This window comes from Maribacter sp. HS (genome assembly GCF_048059195.1).
Lineage (GTDB): Bacteria > Bacteroidota > Bacteroidia > Flavobacteriales > Flavobacteriaceae > Maribacter > Maribacter dokdonensis.
Genome location: NZ_JAYLVV010000009.1, coordinates 71,593 through 94,948, shown reverse-complemented (window position 1 = coordinate 94,948; position 23,356 = coordinate 71,593). Strand labels below are relative to the sequence as shown.

14 protein-coding genes are annotated in these 23,356 nt (G+C 36.9%); 9 read left to right on the top strand and 5 right to left on the bottom strand.

Features of this window, described 5'->3' with window-relative positions:
- Positions 1-16 precede the first annotated feature (16 nt).
- The 5 genes from VBZ51_RS16720 to VBZ51_RS16700 all read right to left on the bottom strand — a co-directional run bounded on the left by VBZ51_RS16720 (position 17) and on the right by VBZ51_RS16700 (position 14,615).
- A complete protein-coding gene (locus VBZ51_RS16720; RefSeq protein ID WP_416577655.1) occupies positions 17-3,106 on the bottom strand; it encodes a SusC/RagA family TonB-linked outer membrane protein in 3,090 nt (1,029 codons plus the stop codon).
- A gap of 471 nt (positions 3,107-3,577) precedes the next feature.
- The gene (locus VBZ51_RS16715) at positions 3,578-7,057 is read right to left on the bottom strand and encodes a VCBS repeat-containing protein (RefSeq protein WP_416577654.1); all 3,480 of its coding nucleotides are present in this window, start codon (positions 7,055-7,057) and stop codon (positions 3,578-3,580) included.
- A 6-nt stretch (positions 7,058-7,063) separates the two neighbouring features.
- Complete coding sequence (locus VBZ51_RS16710; RefSeq protein ID WP_416577653.1) at positions 7,064-8,584, bottom strand: sulfatase-like hydrolase/transferase; 1,521 nt, start codon at positions 8,582-8,584, stop codon at positions 7,064-7,066.
- Positions 8,581-10,398: an arylsulfatase gene (locus VBZ51_RS16705; protein WP_416577652.1), complete on the bottom strand. Its 1,818-nt coding sequence runs from the start codon at positions 10,396-10,398 to the stop codon at positions 8,581-8,583. Before VBZ51_RS16705 ends, VBZ51_RS16710 begins: the two co-directional genes overlap by 4 nt.
- A 17-nt stretch (positions 10,399-10,415) precedes the next feature.
- Entirely contained in the window at positions 10,416-14,615 is a 4,200-nt protein-coding gene (locus VBZ51_RS16700) for a two-component regulator propeller domain-containing protein (protein WP_416577651.1), read from the bottom strand.
- Between the two features lie 263 nt (positions 14,616-14,878).
- On the opposite strand from VBZ51_RS16700, the gene VBZ51_RS16695 reads away from it, so the two are divergent.
- The 9 genes from VBZ51_RS16695 (at position 14,879) to VBZ51_RS16655 (ending at position 23,304) form a co-directional block, all read left to right on the top strand.
- Entirely contained in the window at positions 14,879-15,748 is an 870-nt protein-coding gene (locus VBZ51_RS16695; RefSeq protein WP_210707850.1) for an AraC family transcriptional regulator, read from the top strand.
- 87 nt (positions 15,749-15,835) lie between these two features.
- Positions 15,836-17,158: an L-fuconate dehydratase gene (locus tag VBZ51_RS16690; protein WP_416577650.1), complete on the top strand. Its 1,323-nt coding sequence runs from the start codon at positions 15,836-15,838 to the stop codon at positions 17,156-17,158.
- Positions 17,159-17,169: 11 nt separating this feature from the next.
- Positions 17,170-17,943, top strand: coding sequence for an SDR family NAD(P)-dependent oxidoreductase (locus VBZ51_RS16685; RefSeq protein WP_305521383.1), 774 nt, complete (start codon positions 17,170-17,172; stop codon positions 17,941-17,943).
- A gap of 10 nt (positions 17,944-17,953) precedes the next feature.
- Positions 17,954-18,811: a fumarylacetoacetate hydrolase family protein gene (locus tag VBZ51_RS16680; protein WP_215997836.1), complete on the top strand. Its 858-nt coding sequence runs from the start codon at positions 17,954-17,956 to the stop codon at positions 18,809-18,811.
- Complete coding sequence (locus VBZ51_RS16675; RefSeq protein ID WP_416577649.1) at positions 18,808-19,638, top strand: amidohydrolase family protein; 831 nt, start codon at positions 18,808-18,810, stop codon at positions 19,636-19,638. The genes VBZ51_RS16680 and VBZ51_RS16675 overlap by 4 nt, the downstream gene beginning before the upstream one ends.
- A 28-nt stretch (positions 19,639-19,666) precedes the next feature.
- The gene (locus VBZ51_RS16670) at positions 19,667-20,446 is read left to right on the top strand and encodes an SDR family oxidoreductase (RefSeq protein WP_058105413.1); all 780 of its coding nucleotides are present in this window, start codon (positions 19,667-19,669) and stop codon (positions 20,444-20,446) included.
- A gap of 50 nt (positions 20,447-20,496) precedes the next feature.
- Positions 20,497-21,804: an L-fucose:H+ symporter permease gene (fucP, locus tag VBZ51_RS16665; protein ID WP_416577648.1), complete on the top strand. Its 1,308-nt coding sequence runs from the start codon at positions 20,497-20,499 to the stop codon at positions 21,802-21,804.
- A 1-nt stretch (position 21,805) separates the two neighbouring features.
- Complete coding sequence (locus tag VBZ51_RS16660) at positions 21,806-22,141, top strand: L-rhamnose mutarotase (RefSeq protein WP_416577647.1); 336 nt, start codon at positions 21,806-21,808, stop codon at positions 22,139-22,141.
- The gene (locus tag VBZ51_RS16655; protein WP_416577646.1) at positions 22,138-23,304 is read left to right on the top strand and encodes an alpha-hydroxy acid oxidase; all 1,167 of its coding nucleotides are present in this window, start codon (positions 22,138-22,140) and stop codon (positions 23,302-23,304) included. Before VBZ51_RS16660 ends, VBZ51_RS16655 begins: the two co-directional genes overlap by 4 nt.
- Positions 23,305-23,356 lie beyond the last annotated feature (52 nt).

Sequence of the window (23,356 nt, the reverse complement as noted above, 5' to 3'; positions counted from 1 at the left end):
CTTAACTTTTTTTTGTTTAAAATGATACTTGTAACCCTAATCTAAACTCCCTCGGTGTTGGATATGTACCTTCATCTACCCCAGAATTGAAAATACTGTTGTTTCCTGTAGCACCCCTACTGTTTCTTCCCACCTCTGGATAATAACCAGTATAATTGGTAATGGTAAACAGATTAGTTGCCGATACATACAATCTCATTTTTTTGATTTTCATTTTTTCAAGTAACGCATCGCTGAACGAATAACCCAACTGGGCATTACGAAGCCTGAAGTAATCACCAGGCTCTAGGTAAAAAGTAGACATCCTTCTATTAAACCCTAAATCTGCTCTGGTATTTTTAGGGATATTAGTAGAAGTATTAGTTGGTGACCAAGCATTTAAGGCGTCTGCAAAATAGTTACCTTCCAAGTCAAAATAGCCTCTATACTTTGTTCCGTTTAGAATTTCATTGCCCGCAACACCGTTGAAAAAGAGGTTAAGGTCAAACTTTTTGTATTCCGCCGTTAGGTTAAATCCATATTCAAGGTCTGGCGTAGGGTTTCCTATATAGGTACGATCATCATCGTCTATATCACCATCGCCATCCAAATCTTTAAACTTAAAATCTCCGGCGCTGGGATTACCAACTTGATCGTTGGCAGCGGTAGCCTCGGCATCCGTTTGGTAGATTCCGTCCACGATATAGCCATAAAAAGAAGATATAGGTTGACCAACGTCGGTTCTGGTACTGTTAATTGTATTTGATGTAAACGACCCTTGAATGATCGGGGAAGCATCGCCCAACGCGGTAACCTCATTATCAAGCAATGAAAAATTGGCAGAAACCCCTAATACAAAATCGTCGGACAACTGCTCTTTATAGTCGGCTAAAAATTCAAAACCCTTATTCTCTACACTGGCTGTATTAAAGGGAACCTCATTACCAAACCCGGTGTATAAGGGTAGTCTAAGGCCCACCAATACATCTTCAGATTTTTTAATAAAATAGTCCATTGTAAACCTCAACCTATTGTCCAAAATACCAAGTTCGGCACCAATATCAGTGGTCTTTGTGGTTTCCCAGGTAATGTTTTGATTTACCCCTTGCGTGATGGAATAACCCGTAACCCTGGTCTGCGCTTCACCCAAAATGTACTCGCTAAATAAGTTCAATGATGGATCGATCGCGTAGGCAGAAACATTGTTTGAACCTATTTCTCCATAACTGACCCGTAACTTTAAATCGGAGATCAAGGAATTGTCTTCCATAAATTTCTCGTTGCTTACGTTCCAGCCCAAGGCCATAGAAGGAAAAGTTCCCCATCGCAAATCATCAGTAAACAAAGAGGACCCATCTCTACGAACCGTGGCCGTAAGAAGGTAACGGTCATCGAACACATAGTTTAACCTAGCAAAATATGATTGAATGGTGGAAGTGATATCCTCAGAAGGTACATTCTGGATTTCCAAAGCAGCGGACGCCACCCTAATATCATTGGAAGGAAAGCCTCTAGCAATTACCCCTAAAGACCTTGAATTGGTCTCCTGCTCGGTGTACCCACCAAGTAGATTGATAGAATGATTTCCAAATACTTTTTGGTAGTTCAAGGTATTTTCCAATAACCATGATTGGTACGTTACGTTGGTTTCATTCAATTCAGCCATACCACTTGACACCCCTGTTGCTAAAAAAACGGGATGGTTTGGGGTAAAGGTGTAATTATTGTTGTTGTAGTATTCCAGACCTAAATTCAACTTGTAAGTAAGGCCATCGATAATCTCATAAGAAGGAGACAGGTTTCCTAAAAAAGTATTTCTGGTAACCGTACGATCTTCCAAAGCGGCCATCCCCAACTCATTATAGATTGACGATTGGCCATAGAACGAACCAGGAGAAGCATCAATTCCTCTTTCCTCCAGATCCGATGAGCTCCAGTCACCATTCGAATCCTTCAATCTTATAGTGGGCAAAATATTTCGCTCTTTGTTAAAATAAGGGTTAGGATTGTTTACGGTTCGTGTTAGTCCTAAGGTTGTTTCTAATTTAAACTTGTTTTTGGTAAAACTTCCATTAGCCCTTGCCGTATATCTTTTAAAATCGGAATATTTAACAATACCATCTTGGTCAAAATAGTTCATCGAAAAGCTGAACAGCGTATTCTCCCCACCGCCTGCCAATCTTATATTGGTATTTTGAACGGCTGCGGACCTCAGCGATTCCTTATACAGGTCACTTGAATATGAGGGGTCAAATTCAGTATCGTTAGCAGGCTTTCTTGCTGAACCGTCATTGTCGTCTGACCTATTTGATATTTCGGCATATTGACTTGCATCGGCCCAATCAAGAGTATTGATTACACTTTGAAATCCATAACTTGTATCAAAATCTACGGAAAGTCCGCCTCGTTTACCTTTTTTAGTTGTGATGATTACAACACCGTTAGCGGCCCTTGAACCGTAAATGGCACTTGCAGAAGCATCTTTAAGAACCGATATCGATTCAATATCCGATGGGTTAAGCGACTCCATCCCTCCGGTCAACATACCGTCGATTACATATAACGGTCCTGCATCTGACATCGTACCCGTACCTCTAATGGCTATAACTGCACTTGCCCCAGGGGAACCACCTTGGGTTTGAACACTGACCCCCGCCATACGACCCTGTAATGCCTGAGAGGCATCGCTATAGGTGTATTTATCAATATCTTTGGATGCCACTTGTGAAACAGCTCCTGTAAGGTCACTTTTCTTTTGTGTTCCGTATCCAATTACAACCACCTCATCCAATTGACTTGCATCCTCCTCCAGCACTACATCAATAATGGATTGCCCAGAAATAGCGACTTCCTTAGATTTAAAACCAATGTAACTAAATACTAAAATTCCATCATTTACATTCCCAATGGAATAGTTACCATCAAAGTCGGTTTGTGTACCATTTGTAGTACCCTTTTCCAAAACCGATGCTCCAGCAAGTGGCATACCCGAACCATCGATTACTGTTCCTGAAACTGTTCCATCTTGAGCCAGGACATATTGATTACTCGACATTAAAAAACCAATGACCACTAAGATCAATGGCACCCAGCTGTCGAATAATTTCATTGCTTTTGTTAATCCCATAATTTTGTATTCTTTATTATTTTATATCATCAAATGTATTCCCAAGTCTTTAAGGATAATGCAACAATTGTTTTTATCAATGAAACAAATGATTAAACAACTCGTTTTAAGACTGATATACAGTAACCTTTTGAAACCTTTCTTACGTTAAGTGGAATTACGATCTATTTGAGGTTATAAAAATGATAATTCAACGGGACCAATTAAAAAAAGGTAGGGCAATTGTATTTTAATTGACCACTATCTAATACTTACTTTTCAAATTGTTTTGTAGCACTTAATTCTCTAATAAATCATTATATAACAATATTACCATTCATCATTAAATACGTCTTCTTTGCAAGACCAATCGTTTTCTGAATATCTTTCAATGTGAGTCTGAAAGCATGTCAACCATACACTCTAAAAACAGGTTATTAGACATTTCTAAATATTGAGTAGCTGTTTACTTTACTTATGGTGTATTCACTATTATTTAAATTCAACAGTGTGAATTGCATCTGATTTTAAAATATACTGTGCTGGTTGGGACAGGTAGCCACTACCCCAATATCTTTCTACTTTTCTAATTTTTCCATTCTGCAACTCTAAGACAGCCTTAGTAGTGCCTTTTGGCCAAGAAATTATTGAATCTATCTTAGCTTTCTGATATTTAAATCCTTTAGTTCCTCCATTATTTACCGTAACCACAAATTGGGGTTGCTGATCACTATTTTGATACTGAACTAAACTTTTGGTGTCACCGGGCGCGTAAAAACCACTTTCCCTATAAGCTAATTCCCTAAAACCTCCTTTGCCATCACCTAACAGAACCAATCCATTACCACCATCTATATACCCAGAAATCACCTCTGTATGATATAGATTACCTACCGCTAACAAATCTAAATTTCCATCAAAATTAACATCGGCAACTTGCATACCCTGTACTACAGAAAATTGAGCAACCAACGGCAGTAGAATTGGTTCTAACTTTCCATTTCCTGTATTTTCCAGATACAATGAAGCAAATTCATTGGCTTCCAAAATTTGCATAGAAGTAGTGTCTAGCACCCGCAATAAATCTTGAGTACTAGATTCTGCAAATTCCTTATAACTTCTAAACATTCCTTTTACACTATTTAATTGGGTAGCCAATAAATTTCTAGGAGCTATACTTACTTCCTTATCACGGATAAATCTTGTAGCTATGGCATCAACACTGCCATTACTATCAAAATCATTCGCATAAATACGTAGCGGTTTTTCCTTGGTGACTTTGTAAGCATGGTTGCCGCCCAGATTACCTACGACATAGTCGGTATCGCCATCATTATCGAAATCGCCCCCAACGATACTATTCCACCAACCTTTTGCTGAATCAATGGAAGGTGAAATTGGAGTTTTTATTAATTTTCCATCTTTCTTTTTAAAAAATGTAATAGACATAAACTCACCTACCACTAACAAATCCATTTCAGCATCATTATCTACATCAGTAAAAATTGCTGAGGTAACCATACCGATTTCCGATAGTTCTGGCGCCCATTGTAAGGTTACATCTGTAAATGTACCCGCATCATTACGTAGTAAATAACTTTTTGGGGCAATTGGAAAACTCCCTGGAGTAACCCTACCACCTACAAACAAATCCAAATCACCATCCCTATCAAAATCAGTGGCCACTGCACAAGAACCACTTGCCAAGATTGGTGGTAATGCATCGGGGTTATATTTAAAATTGCCCTTTCCATCATTTAAGTATAATCTGTCTTGATAATGACCTTTATCAAAGTATTTTACCGCACTGCCTCCACTTACTATATAAAGATCCATGTCGCCATCTGTATCGGCATCAAAGAACAATGCTCCTCCATCTTCATAAATAGGCTGTTCGGCTAAAGGCTTAGCGATGAAAGTACCATCATTTTGTTGAAACAATAATTGTCCTGAATTATCCCGGCTACCACCAATAAAAATATCGTCTAAACCGTCTCCGTTACAATCCGCAACGGCAGTTGAAGGGCCATTATAATCGAACTGATGTAAAAGTAGGGGCTCATGGATAAAATCGTTTCCCCTGTTTTCTACGTGGGTGTGGTTTAACATGAAAGATGTCAATAAGGTAGAACCCATATTTTTTTCTTTTGCGTTAACCAATTCTATTGTTGATGAATCAATGCGATAAATAGTATCTAAACGTTCCGGAGAAAATTCACCTGAAATTCCATCTGGCCATGTAATAGATACTTTTTGCAACTCTTTATTCTTTGACAAGCCAAAATGTAATTTTTGCTGAGAACTAGACATGTATCCCTTAACCGGATTTTTTTCTTGATACGCCACTGTACCATCTTTAAAATGCAATCCTACCTGTGCACCATATGCATTCTTATTATTTTCTTTACCTATTACGTCTAATTGTAGGTAATGGTTATTATTTAAATTGTTACGATATAAAAATGCAGGGGCATTGATGTTATTAACCACCAAATCCAAATCACCATCATTGTCAAAATCGGCATAGGCTGCACCGTTACTTAAAGAAGCCTTGTCAAAGCCCCAATCTTTCACTTTATTTTCAAATTTTAATTCGCCCTCATTTTTAAACATGTAGTTGGGCAAGTATATACTATCTAAGTCTAAAATTCGCTTCACAACCTTCGCTTCGCGCATTTTACCCGTTCCCTTTTGAAAAATATGTTGCTGACTAGAATAATCTTGAAAATCATGGTCGGTTATATTTCTTCTGAAACCATTCGTAATATATAAATCTTTAGATCCATCATTATCAAAATCCGCCGCTAAAGGAGCCCAACTCCAATCGGTTTCATGCAAATCTGCCAAACGGCCAACTTCACTATATATTGGCTTACCATCAATACCTTCACCTCTGTTCAATTGCAACACATTACGAATAAACTGTGGCTGAAATCCTTTTTTTATAGTTTCTTTAAAGTGTTGTGGATTCATGTTTGCCGTCATGGTCTTTTGGCGCTCATTTGACTCGGGAAGCATATCTAATACAAAAATATCAAGCAGTCCATTATTCGTAAAATCAGCCATTTCTATTCCCATACTATTACGGGCGGTATGACTAAAATAAGATGACAATTGATCTGAAAACGTACCATCTTGATTGTTGATGTACAATAGATCACTAGCTAAAAAATCGTTGGCTACATAAATATCGGGCCATCCATCTTTATTGATGTCGGCAACGGCTACTCCAAGACCATATCCTTCTGTTAGAATACCTGCACTTGCCGATACATTTTTAAAAACGGGATGACCGTCTGGACCAATACCGTTATTTCTATATAATTTATCAGTACTGGGACCCGACCCATCTTTTAAGGTATAAAGCTTTTCTACTTGATCTGTATTCTCCTTGGCATGTGTTAACAAGTACAGATCCAAGTCACCATCCTTATCATAATCTAAAAAGGCCGCTTGCGTAGAAAAACCACTGTCGGCAATGCCATAATCAGTTGCTTGCTCAGTAAAGGTAGCATCCCCATTGTTAACATACAGCTTGTTTTTTCTTTTGTTTTCAGTGGTGAATCCACCAACGGAAACATAAATATCTAACCATCCATCTTGATTAATGTCAACAATAGAAACTCCATTGTCCCACGAATCACCAGTAATCCCGGCCACTTCTGTAATATCTTCAAAAATAAAGCCCCCTTTATTCAAATAGAGCTTGGAGGGTACTAGGTTACCCGAAAAAAAAATATCTTCCAAGCCATCATTATTAAAATCTCCTACCCCAACACCTGCACCAATGTATAAATAAGGAAATGAGAAATAATGCATTTCTTCTGTCTCCCAAATCTTATTATTGAAATCTATATTAGATTGCTTTTCAGATATCAACGTAAATCGTTTCTCCTCTACCTTTTCTTTACAAGCCAATAATAATACTGCCAGTAGAACTATGCATCCATATCTCCAATTAAACTTCAACATCTAGCGTTATATTTTTGATTTAAACGTGGCGTAAGTGGCTGATAAATCTAACGAATCTCCCATCTTCATTTGTAACTGTTGCAATTCTCCAAAAAGCTCTTCCACCTTTGCTTTATATTCTGCTTTGGTCGCTAAATCCTTCATTTCATTTGGGTCTTCTTCCATGCTAAAAAGTAATAGTTTATTCAACTTTGGGTAAACCAATAATTTAAAACCATCTTTTCTGATCATTCGCTGCGAATTAACATATGACCCATAAATTGACGGGTAATTACTACTTTTCTGTGTGCCCTTAACTAGTGGTAATATGCTATTAAAGAACACCTTTTCTTTTGCTGGCGCCCCTGCTAAATCTAGCGCAGTGGCCATAGCATCTTGAATATAGATGTCGGTATTTACTTTTTTGTTTTTAGGAATATCAGGTCCGTAAATAATAAAAGGTGCACGTATACTATGATCGAACAAACTTTGCTTGCCTATTAGTCCATGATCGCCTATGGCCAAACCGTGATCGGCAGTAAAAACTATATAGGTATTCTTCGGATCTAAAGTTTCTTCTACTTTATTCCAAATTCCCCCAAGTTGTTGGTCTAAATGCGTAATTAATGCATAATATTCTTGAATGTGTTTTTTGGTGGCATAGGCTGTTCTTGGAAATGGGGCCAAAGCCTCATCTCTCAATTGATAATCATTATCTATACCTATTCTATCTGGGTAGACTTCTTGCCAATTTTTTGGAAGGGAAATGTGCTCTAAAGGATACATGTCCAAAAATTCTTGAGGTGCTTGCCTAGGGTCGTGTGGCGCATTAAAAGCCAAATACATAAAAACAGGCTTCTCTCGGTCTTTGATCTCATCTAAAAACGCAACTGCATCGTTTTTAACAACCTCGCTCCAATGTATACCGCCCTCCCAATAACCACCATGTTTTGGGTCTGCAGGATTCCACAAGGTATCCTTTTCATCCTTTGGTCTATTGTAACCCAAAGGCATTACCGTTGCCGGATTGATATCTTTAGGTAACTCTGCAAAAGTTTTTACCATAGCAGCATGGTCCCAACGATCCCTGGGCATACCTGGTCTTTCATTTTTTACATGATCAAATACTTTCTGAGTCTTGGCGGTAACATGCCACTTGCCTCCCATATAGGTTTCGTAACCCGCAGCTTTCATATATTGCCCCCAAGTATGTTCCAAGTCTTGGTCTTTCTTCCAGGCTTCATACTTCTTTTGTGCATCCCAAACACTTAAGCCAGATATTATCATTGATCTTGAAGCTACACATACAGCACCATTCCACGCGCCCATATTGTAAGCATGTGTAAACGTGGTTCCCGTTGTGACCAAACGATTCAAATTAGGCGTTTTTATTTCTGCATTGCCCAAAGCGTGTATAGCGTCATACGTGTAATCATCAGCAAATAAGAATATGAAATTCGGTTTTTCTTTCTTCTGTGTTTTCTCTTGTTCTTTACATGCAATAAAACAACTTATGACCCCTAATAATATAAGAAAACGCTTTTTCATATTTTGGTGATTTTTACATAAAATGCTGGGAATTCTGATGTATCTGGAGTAATAAAACTGGCAGCCAACCTATACGTTCCGTTCTCTAACCTACCGGTAACGGAGACATGACTTTCCGATGCATTTCCGTTTTGCTTAAAAACAAGGTCATTTAATTTAATTTGACCACCAACTACCTTTATCCCTATACCTTTTGCTAGTCCATTCCAATTGGGTTTAGAGGCTATTTCTTTTACAGTATTGTTTATAGCGAAGTTAGATTCTGGTGGATATCGGTACAAATCGAATTGATAGTTTCCCGGTTCTGTAATTTTTATTAAATAATACCCCTTAGGTGACAACTCCCCTTTTCTTATCAAATCTTGATTCCACGGTATTGGATCCTCTGAATGTAAATCATGAATGGTAAGCAACACGTTTTCGTTGTTTGGCGTGTTTAAAGGAATGCTTGCATAATGCATATCCGCCTCCGTACTTTTCCACCATTCATCATAAAATGCCTGCATATTATTCACCCGCTTAGGAAACTTATCACTAAGGTTCTCTGTTTGACTTATATCAGTTTCTATATTATAGAGCTCATCTCCATTTACCAAGCGCCACTCCCCTTGCATGACACAACTATTTCTATCTTTTTTAGGCCATTGCAATCGTTGGGTATCTACCACCAACATACGATCTTCCAATTTTGTATTTGATTGGAATACTTGGGAGACATCCATTCCATCTAAATAGTACTTAGGTGTATATGCTAATTTGCATAACGCGGCAAAAGTGGGCAAGATATCTACATGTGCCACCAAATCATTACTATTCTTTTGGTTCTTTGAAGTTATATTTCCCTTTGGCCAATGTATTAAAAAAGGTACCCTATGCCCACCCTCATACGGGCTACTTTTGGTTCCTCTGAGGTTTGCATTATACCCCGTAGTCAATCCATTTTTTTTACCAATGCCGGCAGCAGTGCCATTATCCGTCGTAAATACTAAAATTGTATTTTCCAGCTTTCCAGATGTTTCTAGATATTTTAAAAGCTTACCTATGTTATCATCCACATTACTGATCATACCATAAAACCGTTTTTGGGTATCGGTAAGATTTGCATCTGCATACATATCTAAATACTCTGGCGGTACGTTAAATGGACCATGAGGCGCATTTAAAGCTAAATATGCAAAAAAAGGCTTATCCGCTTGATCTTCAATATATTTTATAGTTTCATTGAACCAAACATCTGTACAATAGCCTTCAAACTTTTCTGGAATACCGTTTCTAAAATAAGTATCATCAAAATAATCATTATTCCAATAATCCGGCGTTTGCCCTACACCACCGCCGCCGTGATATAATGCGTTATCAAAACCTCGATCATGCGGTCTAAACGGGTAATTATCCCCTAAATGCCATTTGCCGAACATTGCCGTTGCATACCCATTTTCTTGAAAAACCTCTGACATGGTTTGCTCCTCTTCATTTAAAATAGAGCAGCCTCCAATGGTATGCCAAGCATTGTTTCTATTACTATTTCTACCTGTCATTAATCCCGCCCTAGAGGGCGCACAGGTAGTACCTACATGAAAGTTGGTCAACTCAGTAGACTTCGCCGCTAAAGCATCAATATTGGGCGTTTTTATAATAGTATTACCATGAAAACCTACGTCACCATAGCCTTGATCATCAGTAATTATAAAAATAACATTGGGTCGTTCAAAATCGTTCGCTTTTTTCTTCTCAATGGTATTCCTATCCTTACAGGAACTGAATATCAATACCAGAACAAAAAACTTAAAAAATAGGTTGTTACCGAGTTTCATATTTGGTTAAAGGCGAATTAATCTTGTTCCACTTTTGTTTTCTTAATGTATTCACTAGGTACTACACCAAATTCTTTTTTAAAACATTTAGAAAAATAGGAGGCTGTATTGAACCCCGTTCTGAACATAATTTCCTTTACGGAAAAATCACTATTGTCCAGAAGTTGAATGGCTCGTTTTAATCGAATATTCCTTATGAACTCACTTGAAGACAAACCGGTAAGCTCCTTGAACTTTAGGTATAGATTACTTCTACTATGCCCCATTTCCTTTACCAACATCTCTACATTAAAATCAGTATTCATCATATGTTTCTCTACCGTTTCAACCGCTTGCTGCAAAAACTTTTCATCTAATGAGGTTACGGTAACTTCTTTAGGCTGTAACGTAATTTCTTTCTTGAATCTTTTACGCAACTCTTCCCTATCTTTAAGAATATTGGCTACTTTAAGCTCTAATACCTGTACATTAAACGGCTTCTTTAAATAAGCATCTGCTCCGTGTGACAAACCTTCTATCTCACTCTCTTGCGAAGTCTTGGCAGTCAACATTATTACCGGAATATGACTGGTGATATTGGTTGTTTTTATCATTTCACAGAATTCAATACCGCCCATAACCGGCATAACTACATCCGTGATTATAATATTGGGCAACACTTTTTTAGCTATCTCCATACCACGTTCACCATTATTGGCTTCAAAGACGGTGTAGGTTTTACCCATAACCTGTTTTATGAACTGTATGATATCTGGATTATCATCTACAATAAGCAATACGGGGTTTTTAGATCTAACCTTAGATAAATTATAATCTTCTAGTTCATCATTCAAATCTATTGCCAAGGACTCGGCCTCAGAAGATCTTACCAAATAATCATTATCGGTTATTTCTTTACAGCTGATATCTTCCGCATTTTCGTATGCTTGTTTATCCGTTGGTAGGGTCACTGTAAAACAAGACCCTCCACCTTCATTATTTTCAACGGAAATACTGCCTAAGTGCAACTCTACCAAACTTTTGGTAAACGCAAGGCCTATACCTACACCTTTGGAGTTTACTTTTTCGTTCTCTTTCTCCGTATAATACTTCTCAAAAATGATATTCTTCTTAACATCTGAAATACCCAATCCGTTATCCTTTACTTTAATGATAACATTTTCTTTTTCTGTAGGTCCATTTTTGTCAACATCGATTTCTACTATAATCTCACCACCCTCAGGAGTAAATTTGAAGGCGTTGGACAGAAGATTGTTTATCACCTTTTCCAATGCATTATGATCGAACCAAGTTTTAAAATGTTCTTGACTTGAGACAATGTTGAACTTGACCGATTTTTTAAATGCCAATAACTGAAAGGGCTCCGCTACTTCCTTTATAAAAAATACAATATCCGTATGCCTAACAACAAGTGACATTTTACCTTGGTTGATCTTTCTAAAATCTAACAATTGGTTCACCAACCTTAAAAGGTAATTGGTGTTCTTATGCATTAATTGATATTGCTCTTTCAGATTAGACGCCCCAATTTCTTCCTTACTGCTTAACAAATACTCCAAAGGAGCTTTGATCAAAGTAAGCGGGGTCTTGAACTCGTGCGAAATATTGGTGAAAAAATCAAGCTTTAAAGTTTGCAGTTCATCGTTTTTCTCTTTCTCCAAGTGTTCCAGTTCCAGTTGATGTTTTTTGGTATTACTAATTATGGTAAACCTCCATAAACCGGCCAAAAGAAGCAATAGTAAAAGGCCATAAATAATATATGCCACCGTAGTTCTGTAAATAGGCGGTCTAACAGTTAATTGTAAGGTGTACGGTGTATTATCCCAAAGACCATCGTTATTGGATGATTTTACCTTTAAGGTATAATTACCAGGTTCAATGTTAGTATAAGTAGCAAACCTTTTGTCCGAACTTGCATATACCCAATCATTATCAAAACCTTCTAACTTATATGCGTATTGGTTCTTTTTTGGTGCAGAAAAATGTAAGGAAGAAAATTCAAATGAAAAGCTATTCTCGCTATAATCTAAAGTAATATCCTTTACCTCGGATATATTTTCTTCTAATAAAACCCTACCGTTTATTTCTTCGCCTACTGCAATTTCTTCGTTGAAAATAGATAGTTTGGTAACTACCGTTTCCGGTGCTGTTTTATTATCATTTATTTCCCTTGGATAAAATGCGTTAAAACCGTTGATCCCGCCAAAAACCAATTCACCATCCTTTCTTTTTAAAGAGGCTAATTCTTGAAACTCACTATCCTGCAAGCCGTCCGAGACATCAAAATTCTTAAAGATTTCTTGATCAGTATCAAACATGGACAGTCCTTTATTGGTAGAAACCCATAAATGACCTTGTTCATCTTCTAAAATTGCCTTAATTACATTATTAGGCAGACCTTGGGCAATACTATAGTTTTTGAACGTCGCTTCTTTACCATTTTCCCCTGGTATAAGTTTATTCAATCCACCACCAAAAGTACCTATCCAAAGCTCTCCTTTTCTATTTTCAAAAAGTGATAAAATATAATTGTGGCTTAATGAGTTTGGATCATCTTCATCCTTTTTGTAATTCTTGAATTTTGGATCCTCTTTATATTTTTCGGTAATTGTTAGCTGACTAAGTCCATCGCCCGTTGCGATCCATATATTCCCCTTACTATCTTCATAAATATTTCTTACAATATTGTTGGCCAAGGAGTTAACATCATTGGTATTTTCCTTAAAATTCTGCTTTGAAAAATTTCCATCCACGTCTTTAATCCATCGGTACAAACCGCCTGAATAGGTACCTATCCATAAATTATCTTGCGAATCGTTCAAAAGACTGAATACACTTCTGTGAATACCTTCTAGTCTTGTAATTTTAGGAGTTTTATCTCTAGGATTAGTAATATCTATTTTAAATAGGTACGGATGATTTTGACCGCCCTCCAAAAGAAATTTTCTATTTTTTATGGAAATCTCTTCAAGGGCAAAAACTTTTCTTAATTCATTAGTTGAAGTAAAGGCGGCGTATTTCTCTTTACCCGAATTACCTTTATTTAAACCACCACCCTCTGTACCTACCCAAAATGTACCATTACTATCTTCAAAGATCGATCTTATTTTGTCATAGCTTAGGCTGTTCTCTTTTAAATTGCGTTTTACATGTTTAAACTTTTTTCTGTTAGGATCAAACTTGTTTACTCCGCCACCATTGGTACCTACCCATAAAATACCTGTTCTATCTATGAACAAAGAAGTAATAATATTTTTACTAATGCTATTTTTATCTTCTGGTTTATAGCTGAAGGTTTTTATTAACCGGGGTTGCTTTAAGCTAGAAGAATTATCAAAGTATAACAGCCCATTATCAGTTCCGGCCCAAATGTGGTTCATATCATCAAAAGCCAAAGACGTAAAGTTTCCTTCTCTGATTTTTATAAATTTTTGGTCCTTATCATTATTTTGTACAAACAACCCCTGCCCTGTACCAACAATATATTTGTTATATCTGTCTTGTGCTATTACACCGACCGATTCAGTACCAAAACCGATGTCATCACTAATTAGTTTAAAATAAGATTTACCGCCAGCATCAAGTTTTAGCTGATATATACCTAAATGACCGCCTAAAAGTAATTCGCCATCAGAATTTTCATATACAGAATTGATTACACTACCATCTTGTCGCTCATCGGTATCTTTGATAACAAACTTGAACTTTTCAAACTTTATACTATCCATAGATACCGAGAGGTCAACCATGTTGACATCTTCCTTAGTGGCTATCCACAGTCTATTTTTGCTATCAATATATAAACGTGTTATGTAATTATTAGAAATACTATGGTCGTCTTCTTTATTATATTTAAACTGCCTAAAAGTTTCTTTCTTTTTATCATAATAAAATAGACCATCACCGGTACTACCAATCCACAGATTTCCATTATCATCACCAGTCATGGCGTAAATAAGGTTACTATTTATGTTCGTGCTTTTTTGATCAGGTTTAAAAACGGAGAAAGAATATCCATCATATCTATTTAATCCATCGTGCGTACCAAACCACATGAAGCCATAGGAATCTTGATATATACAATTCACATCACTTTGCGAAAGACCATCATCTGTACCAATATGATCAAAATAGAAGTTTTCCTGTGCCTCTACTGTAAAAGAAAAGAACAACCCAAAAATCACCAAAAGTGGCTTTGTTATTCTTACTTGTTTCAAACATATTTTTCTACAGACCTTAAGCATAAATGTATGTTTATAAAAAGCTATTTTCGGGAGAATATTCATGAACAATAAAAGTGATAAAGTTTAGTATAATACCATGAACGAAATGATTTCATATGTAGAAGATATGGTTTTATTTGTCTTTTTCCTCTTCAAAATTCAATAAAAGCCTATTCCACTATATAATATAACCACTACAAAACATATATTTTTTATACATCTTAAAATAGTTCGTATTTTGTAATAAATTACATGATATGAAACTTCATCTGCTAGATCGTTCTAGTGTTGCCAATACCTCCATTACCGTATCTCAAAATAATTACAAGAACTTTTTGAAGGTGTGGCATTTTCATGAAGAGCTAGAATTGGTTTATATTATTAAAAGTACCGGTACTAGATTTGTTGGAGATAGCATAGAAAAATTTGAAGCCGGTGAGGTTGTTTTAATAGGTAAGAACGTTCCGCATATGTGGTTAAATGACGAGGTATATTTTGAAAAAAACTCCACACTTACCGCACAAGCAGTTTCCGTTCATTTTAAAGATAACTTCGTTGGTCAAGAATTTTTATCCCTGCCAGAAATGCAACCTGTTGCTCAATTATTGAAGAAAGCGACACAGGGAATAAAATTCAACCATATTAAGGATAACATAAAAAATGAATTAATAAATCTACATAGTCTTGAACCTGCACTTAAAATTACGAGAATAATTGAATTATTATGCAAATTAGAGCAACAACAAAACTATACGCTATTATCAAGTAATGGTTTTATAAATACATTTCATAAATCAGAAAATAAAAGGTTGAATATTATTTATGAATATGTATATCAAAATTTTCATACCCAAATAAGCTCTAAAGACGTAGCTCTGCTGGTTAATATGAACGCATCATCCTTCAGTAGATTTTTTAAGACAATTCACAGAAAACCGTTTACCAGATTCTTGAATGAAATTAGAATTGGCTTTGCTTGCAAAATGCTACTTGAAAACAAAGAGAGCATTACATCAATTGCATATGCGTGTGGATTTGGAAACATTTCTAATTTTAATCGTCAGTTCAAAATCATAAAAGACGAATCTCCTTCTTCATTTTTAAGTCAACATCGAAAACATTTTTAAGCTGAATGCAAAAAAAGTATCAGATTTGGTATTTTATGTGGTGGTTTTAGGTCATCTACTCTCCTATTTTTGAATAAAACAAAATCAATGTCAAATTCAATTATAATTACTGACGTCATCTCTAGGGACATTCGCTTTCCTACAAGTAAGTCTTTAGACGGATCAGATGCCATGAATCCTGATCCAGATTATAGTGCTGCATACGTTATATTAAAGACTAATGCACCTGATGGCCATGAAGGTCACGGATTAACCTTTACTATAGGTAGAGGTAATGAACTTTGCACCCAGGCCATAACATCTCTTTCTCATTTAGTCATTGGTAAATCTTTGGAAAGCTTTACCTCGAATATGGGCGCTTTTTGGAAAATGATTACCGGTGACAGCCAATTGAGATGGTTGGGTCCTGAAAAAGGGGTTATTCACTTAGCCACTGGCGCTATTGTAAATGCCGTTTGGGATCTATATGCCAAGGTAGAGCAGAAACCGCTTTGGAAATTATTGGCAGATATGACTCCCGCTGAATTGGTCTCATGTATAGATTTCACTTACATTACAGATGCCATTACTCCTAAAGAAGCTCTTGAACTTTTAAATAAAAATGAAGCTACCAAACAAGAACGTATTGCTTATCTGAAGGATAAAGGTTACCCTGCATATACTACATCGGCAGGTTGGTTAGGGTATTCCGATGATAAAATGAGACGTCTTTGCAAAGAAGCTAAAGAGAGTGGCTTTAAGCATATGAAAATCAAAGTTGGTTCTGACTTAAAGGATGATATGAGACGTGCCGCAATTATTCGTGAAGAAATTGGAGACGATTTAAAACTCATGATGGATGCCAATCAAAAATGGGATGTTGACGAAGCGATCACCAACATGGAATCGCTTAAAAAATTCAACCCGTGGTGGATTGAAGAACCAACTAGTCCCGATGATATTTTAGGTCATGCTAAAATTGCCAAAGCAGTTAAACCCATTGAAGTTGCAACAGGTGAACATTGTCAAAATAGGGTAATCTTTAAGCAACTAATGCAGGCCGGTGCCATTGGCATTTGCCAAATTGATAGCTGTAGGGTTGGTGGCGTAAACGAAATTTTGGCCATATTGTTAATGGCCGCTAAATTCAACATCCCTGTTTGCCCGCATGCAGGTGGTGTAGGGCTTTGTGAGTACGTTCAACACCTATCCATGATAGACTTTATAGCTATAAGCGGTAGTATGGAAAATAGAATTATAGAATTTGTTGATCATTTGCACGAACATTTTTATGACCCTGTGGTTATTAAGGACGGAGCATACATGCCCCCAAAACTACCAGGCTATAGTATTACCATGAAAGAAGAGTCATTGGACACCTATACTTTTCCTGATGGGGCATTTTGGAAAGAAGAATTACAGAACAAATAAACGATAGAAACATGAAGTTTAACCTAAAAGGTAAAAACGCTATAATAACCGGTGGTGGTAGTGGTATTGGTCAAGCAATTTCTACAACTTTTGCTGCGCAAGGAGCCAACGTTCATATTTTGGAATTAAATGCAGACCATGCCCAAAACACTGTAAACTTAATTAAAGAACAAGGTGGATCAGCTACAGCATATAACTGCAATGTTGTGGATCAAAAGCAGGTAGTTGAGGTAATCAATGAAATTGCTTCAAAACATGATATTCATATTTTAATTAATAATGCAGGTATAGCCCATGTAGGTAATATTGAAAAAACTGCCGAAACAGATTTAGATCGCGTTTATGATGTCAATGTTAAAGGTCCGTATAACTGCATGTATGCTCTTATTCCCACTATGAAGAAACATGGGGGAGTCATCATTAATATGGCATCTATAGCTTCTAGCGTAGGTTTAAATGACCGTTTTGCCTATTCTATGAGCAAAGGAGCCATATTGACCATGACCTATTCCATAGCCAAAGATTATATTAAAGAGGGCATTCGTTGCAATTGTATTTCACCGGCTAGAATACACACTCCTTTTGTTGACGGATTTATAAAAGCAAATTACCCGGGACAGGAAGAAGAAATGTTCAAAAACCTTTCTGCCACACAGCCAATTGGCAGAATGGGCAAACCTCAAGAAGTTGCTGACCTAGCCCTTTACCTTTGTTCAGACGAAGCTTCTTTTATAACTGGAACGGATTTCCCTATTGACGGGGGATTCATAAAACTTAACGGATAAATTATATACAATGAAATTAATACGATTTGGAACACCTGAAAATGAGAAACCGGGAGTAATTCTTGATAATGGCGATTGGATAGATACTTCAGGTTTTGGTGAAGACTATGATGAACTGTTTTTTGAGAACGACGGTTTAGCACGACTTAAGTCTTGGGTAGATGAAAAAGCTAATGATTTACCTAAAATAGATAAGAGTACTAGGTTGGGACCTCCCCTAAAAAAACCTTCTAAAATTGTTTGCGTTGGGTTGAACTATGCCAAACATGCAGCAGAAAGTGGCATGAAAGTACCTACCGAACCTGTATTGTTCTTTAAGGCAACCTCTGCTATCGTAGGACCCAATGATGATGTTATCATCCCAAAGAATAGTAAGAAGACCGACTGGGAGGTAGAGCTTGCCGTCGTTATTGGTAAAAAAGCAAGCTATGTGGAAGAAGCCGACGCCATGGACTATGTAGCGGGTTACACATTGCATAATGATTATAGTGAAAGGGAATTTCAATTAGAAAAAGAAGGGCAATGGGTAAAAGGTAAAAGTTGTGACACCTTTGCACCTATAGGTCCGTTTTTAGCTACCAAAGAAGAAGTTAGCGATCCACATAATTTAGACTTGTGGTTAAAGGTCAATGGAGAACTATTACAGAACAGTAATACCGAAGATTTAGTTTTCAATGTTCCAGAATTGGTTAGTTATATTAGCCAATACATGACCCTATTACCGGGTGATATCATATCTACAGGTACTCCTTTTGGTGTAGGTTTAGGTTTTAATCCTCCAAGATATTTAAACCCAGGTGATGTGGTTGAATTAGGTATTGAAAAACTAGGTAGTTCTAAACAAGTTGCCAAGGCATATACAAAATGATCATAGACAGCCATCAACATTTTTGGAAGTATGACCCGGTTAGAGATAGTTGGATCAATGGTGCAATGAAAATTATTCAGCGCGATTTTTTACCTAGTGATTTAAAACCAATACTTACTGAAAACAATGTTGATGGTTGTATTGCCGTACAAGCAGATCAGTCTGAAACCGAGACGACCTTTTTATTAAACTTAGCTACCCATAATAATTTTATAAAGGGAGTCGTAGGCTGGGTAGATTTATGCGATAACAACGTGAAAAAGCGTTTGGAATATTTTGCCCAAAACAAACTTTTTAAAGGTGTGCGCCATATTCTACAAGCTGAAAAGGAAGACTTCATTTTAAATCAAGCCTTTATGAACGGCATTAGTGAATTAGCGGCCTTAAATCTAACCTACGATCTTTTGGTGTTCCCTAATCAATTAAAGAACAGCACTCAATTGGTGTCAAAATTTTCAAATCAAAAATTTGTTCTTGACCATATTGCCAAACCACCTATAAAATCAGGTGAAATAAATGATTGGAAAGCTGCTATTACAGCACTTGCCAAAAACCCAAATGTATATTGTAAACTATCGGGACTAACTACTGAAGCAAATTGGAGCAGTTGGAACATTTCCGATTTCACTCCGTATATCGATGTTGTATTTGAGGCATTTGGCACAGACCGTTTAATGTTCGGGTCAGATTGGCCTGTTTGCCTATTGGCGGGTAGTTATTCCAAAAACAAAGACATTATCACGTCTTACATTAAGCAACTATCGCTTACAGAGCAAGCACAAATTATGGGATTGAACGCTATGGATTTTTACAACTTAAACGCATAATCAATTAAACATATTAAAATTACCAACGATGGATTTAAATCTGAAAAATAAAGTTATCATAGTATCTGGAGGTTCATCTGGAATTGGTAGAGGTATAAGTATTTGCCTAGCAAAAGAAGGTGCCATACCATATATTCTAGGTAGAAATAAAGCGAATATTGTATCGGTAATTTCTGAGATAGAAAAAGAAGGCGGACAAGCAGGATATGCTTTTGCTGAGCTTACGGACCCTCAAAAATGTAAAGAGGCCGTAGATAGCTGTATAGCACGTTTTGGTAGAATTGACGGCTTGGTCAATAATGCCGGAGTAAATGATTCGGTAGGGTTAGAAGATGGTAATCATGAAGATTTTATGCGTTCCATTTCTAGAAATCTTACCCATTATTACATGATGGCACACTATGCGCTTCCTGAACTTAAAAGAAACAAGGGAGCAATAGTAAATATCGGTTCTAAAACCTCGGTAACCGGTCAAGGTGGCACTTCTGGTTATGCCGCAGCAAACGGAGGCAGAAATGCACTTACAAGAGAATGGGCGGTTGAGCTACTACCCTATTCCATTCGTGTAAATGCCGTAATTGTTGCCGAATGCTATACACCGTTGTACGATCGTTGGATAAAATCATTTCCAAACCCAGAAGAAAGACTTGGTAAGATTACCGAAAAAATTCCTTTAGAAAATAGAATGACCACAGCAGAAGAAATTGCAGATATGGTCGCTTTCTTACTTTCTGAAAAATCCAGTCATACAACAGGTCAACTCATATTTGTAGATGGTGGCTACAGCCATTTGGACCGCGCCCTATAACGCTGACTTTGCTTTCTAACCTTTCAACTTAACAACAAAACTCACCACCCATGTCAAAGACAGATAAAACACCTATTGTATCAAGAAAAACTTTGTTACCCTTTATTTTAATAACTTCTTTATTCGCTCTTTGGGGTTTTGCAAATGCCGTTACGGATCCTATGGTACAAGCCTTTAAAAAGGTATTGGAACTATCTAATTCTCAAGCTGCATGGGTACAAATGGCTTTTTATGGTGGTTATTTTTGTATGGCCTTACCGGCAGCGTTATTTGTTCGCAATTATTCCTATAAAGTAGGTGTTATCATTGGTTTGGCCTTATATGCCGTAGGCGCATTACTTTTTTATCCTGCGGCCATAACAGAACAGTTTTGGTTCTTCTGCTTAGGTCTATATATTCTAACATTTGGTCTTGCCTTTTTAGAAACAACCGCCAACCCTTACATATTGGCAATGGGCGACCCTAAAACCGCGACCCAAAGATTAAACTTGGCACAAGCCTTTAACCCTATTGGTCTGTTATTGGGACTTTTAGTGGCCCAGCAATTTGTACTTAAAAATTTACAATCTGACGATGTTGAAAATTATAGTGCCTTATCCGAAGCAAAAAAATCTCTCATAAGAACTTCAGATTTAATGGTGATCAGAGATCCCTATGTAGTCTTAGGCTTGGTTATTTTGGCAATTTTGGTATTGATCGCCGTTAGTAAAATGCCACAATCAAAAGGTGATGGCAACATACCTAGCCTGTCCCATACATTTAATTCATTGAAAAAGAATAAAAAATATGTCTTTGGTGTAGTGTCCCAAATATTCTATGTTGGAGCACAGATTATGTGTTGGACCTATATTTACCAATATGCAGAGGCTATTGGTATGGAAAGTGAAACCGCCGCAAATTATCAAATTATCGCCTTTATCCTCTTTTTAGTAGGCAGGGTAATTGGCACGTATCTTCTAAGGTTTATATCCTCTGGAAAATTACTGTTATTATATGCCATTGCTGCTATTATGGCATCTTTGGGAACCATGTTCTTAGTAGGTACCATAGGGCTTTATTGTTTGGTAGCACTATCATTATGCATGTCCGTAATGTTCCCTACAATTTATGGTATTGCCTTAGAAAATTTAGAAGAAGAGGAATCTAAAATTGGTGCTGCAGGTCTTGTTATGGCTATCGTTGGTGGTGCCTTAATGCCTGGTCTACAGGGTAAAATAATAGATGTTGGCGGATTTGGTGTCAATGACACGGAAATACTAGGGTTATCCGAGGTCAACTTTTCTTTTATATTACCATTAATCTGTTTTGTGGTTATTGCTTTCTACGGACAAATGACCCATAAATATTATCAGAATTAGCATGAAGAATCAAAAACATTGTTTTGCGTTAGATTTGAAGAACGATGAAACGTTGATCAACGAATATATTGAGCACCATAAAAATGTGTGGCCAGAAATTATTGAAAGTATCAATGGTTCTCACATTGAAAATTTAGATATTTATCTAGTAGAAAACAGGCTTTTCATGATTATGGAAACCAACCCCTTATTCTCATTTGACAAAAAGCAACAAGCTGATGAAAGAAATGTCAAAGTGCAAGAATGGGAAACTTTAATGTGGAAGTATCAACAAGCTATACCAAACTCAAAACCAGGAGAAAAATGGCGACTAATGAACAAAATATTTGAATTATGAGTAAAGCAAAAATTGCCATTAACAACAAATACCCTTCAGTTACCGATTTAAGAAACAAGGCGAAGAAAAAAATTCCAAAATTTGCTTTTGAATATTTGGATGGTGGTTGTAATGAAGATGTGAACCTCATTAAAAATACGAGCGATATCAGAAAAGTGGAATTATCGCCCAGCTATTTAAGTAAGCATACGGGATCAGATATGAAAACCGAACTTTTTGGGCATACATACGATGCTCCTTTTGGTATAGCACCAGTTGGTCTCCAGGGGCTCATGTGGCCCAATGCTCCGGAAATTCTAGCTAAGGCGGCTTTTGAACACAATGTACCCTTTGTTTTAAGTACGGTTTCTACAAGTAGTATTGAAAGAATTTCTGAAATTACCGAAGGTCAGGCATGGTTTCAATTATATCATCCGACCGAAAATAGATTACGTGATGATATGATCAACCGAGCTGCACAGGCAGAATGCCCGGTTCTAGTCATTTTATCAGATGTACCAACTTTTGGATTTAGACCAAGGGATATTAGAAATGGATTGGCTATGCCACCAAAAATGAGCGTAAAGAACATTCTACAAATTTTAGGAAAACCAGAATGGGCAATGAAAACCCTAATTCATGGTCAGCCCAACTTTGAAACGCTTAAGCCTTATATGCCCAAAAACCTAGATTTAAAACAACTAGGAAAATTCATGGACCAAACTTTTACCGGTAGATTAAACGAGGAAAAAATTAAACCTATCCGCGATATTTGGAAAGGTAAATTGGTACTCAAAGGCGTGGCTTCTGAAATGGATACCGAAAAAGCCATACGACTGGGTATTGATGGTATTATTGTTTCTAACCACGGTGGTAGACAATTAGATGCAGGGGAATCTACTATAAGACCGTTGACTAGAATTGCAGAAAAATATAGCGACCAAATAAATGTTATGATGGATAGCGGCTTACGCTCTGGTCCGGATATTGCCAGAACAATGGCTTCTGGTGCTGAATTCACCTTTTTAGGTCGTTCTTTTATGTACGGTGTAGCGGCATTGGGAAATGAAGGAGGAAATCATACGATTTCATTATTAAAGACCGAATTACAACAGGTAATGGAGCAAGTATGCTGTGAAAACACAAAAGATTTTCCAAATCATTTGATCAAGAAAATCAACTAATATAAAATGGATGATTGTTTTGCTATGAGTTCATATAACTCAACTATGGTGC

Coding starts and splice junctions, on each gene's coding strand:
- fucP (WP_416577648.1), top strand. CDS start 20,497: ATGTCAAAGACAGATAAAACACCTATTGTATCAAGAAAAACTTTGTTA.
- VBZ51_RS16690 (WP_416577650.1), top strand. CDS start 15,836: ATGTCAAATTCAATTATAATTACTGACGTCATCTCTAGGGACATTCGC.
- VBZ51_RS16715 (WP_416577654.1), bottom strand. CDS start 7,057: ATGTTGAAGTTTAATTGGAGATATGGATGCATAGTTCTACTGGCAGTA.
- VBZ51_RS16720 (WP_416577655.1), bottom strand. CDS start 3,106: ATGGGATTAACAAAAGCAATGAAATTATTCGACAGCTGGGTGCCATTG.
- VBZ51_RS16680 (WP_215997836.1), top strand. CDS start 17,954: ATGAAATTAATACGATTTGGAACACCTGAAAATGAGAAACCGGGAGTA.
- VBZ51_RS16695 (WP_210707850.1), top strand. CDS start 14,879: ATGAAACTTCATCTGCTAGATCGTTCTAGTGTTGCCAATACCTCCATT.
- VBZ51_RS16655 (WP_416577646.1), top strand. CDS start 22,138: ATGAGTAAAGCAAAAATTGCCATTAACAACAAATACCCTTCAGTTACC.
- VBZ51_RS16670 (WP_058105413.1), top strand. CDS start 19,667: ATGGATTTAAATCTGAAAAATAAAGTTATCATAGTATCTGGAGGTTCA.
- VBZ51_RS16685 (WP_305521383.1), top strand. CDS start 17,170: ATGAAGTTTAACCTAAAAGGTAAAAACGCTATAATAACCGGTGGTGGT.
- VBZ51_RS16660 (WP_416577647.1), top strand. CDS start 21,806: ATGAAGAATCAAAAACATTGTTTTGCGTTAGATTTGAAGAACGATGAA.
- VBZ51_RS16675 (WP_416577649.1), top strand. CDS start 18,808: ATGATCATAGACAGCCATCAACATTTTTGGAAGTATGACCCGGTTAGA.
- VBZ51_RS16705 (WP_416577652.1), bottom strand. CDS start 10,398: ATGAAACTCGGTAACAACCTATTTTTTAAGTTTTTTGTTCTGGTATTG.
- VBZ51_RS16710 (WP_416577653.1), bottom strand. CDS start 8,584: ATGAAAAAGCGTTTTCTTATATTATTAGGGGTCATAAGTTGTTTTATT.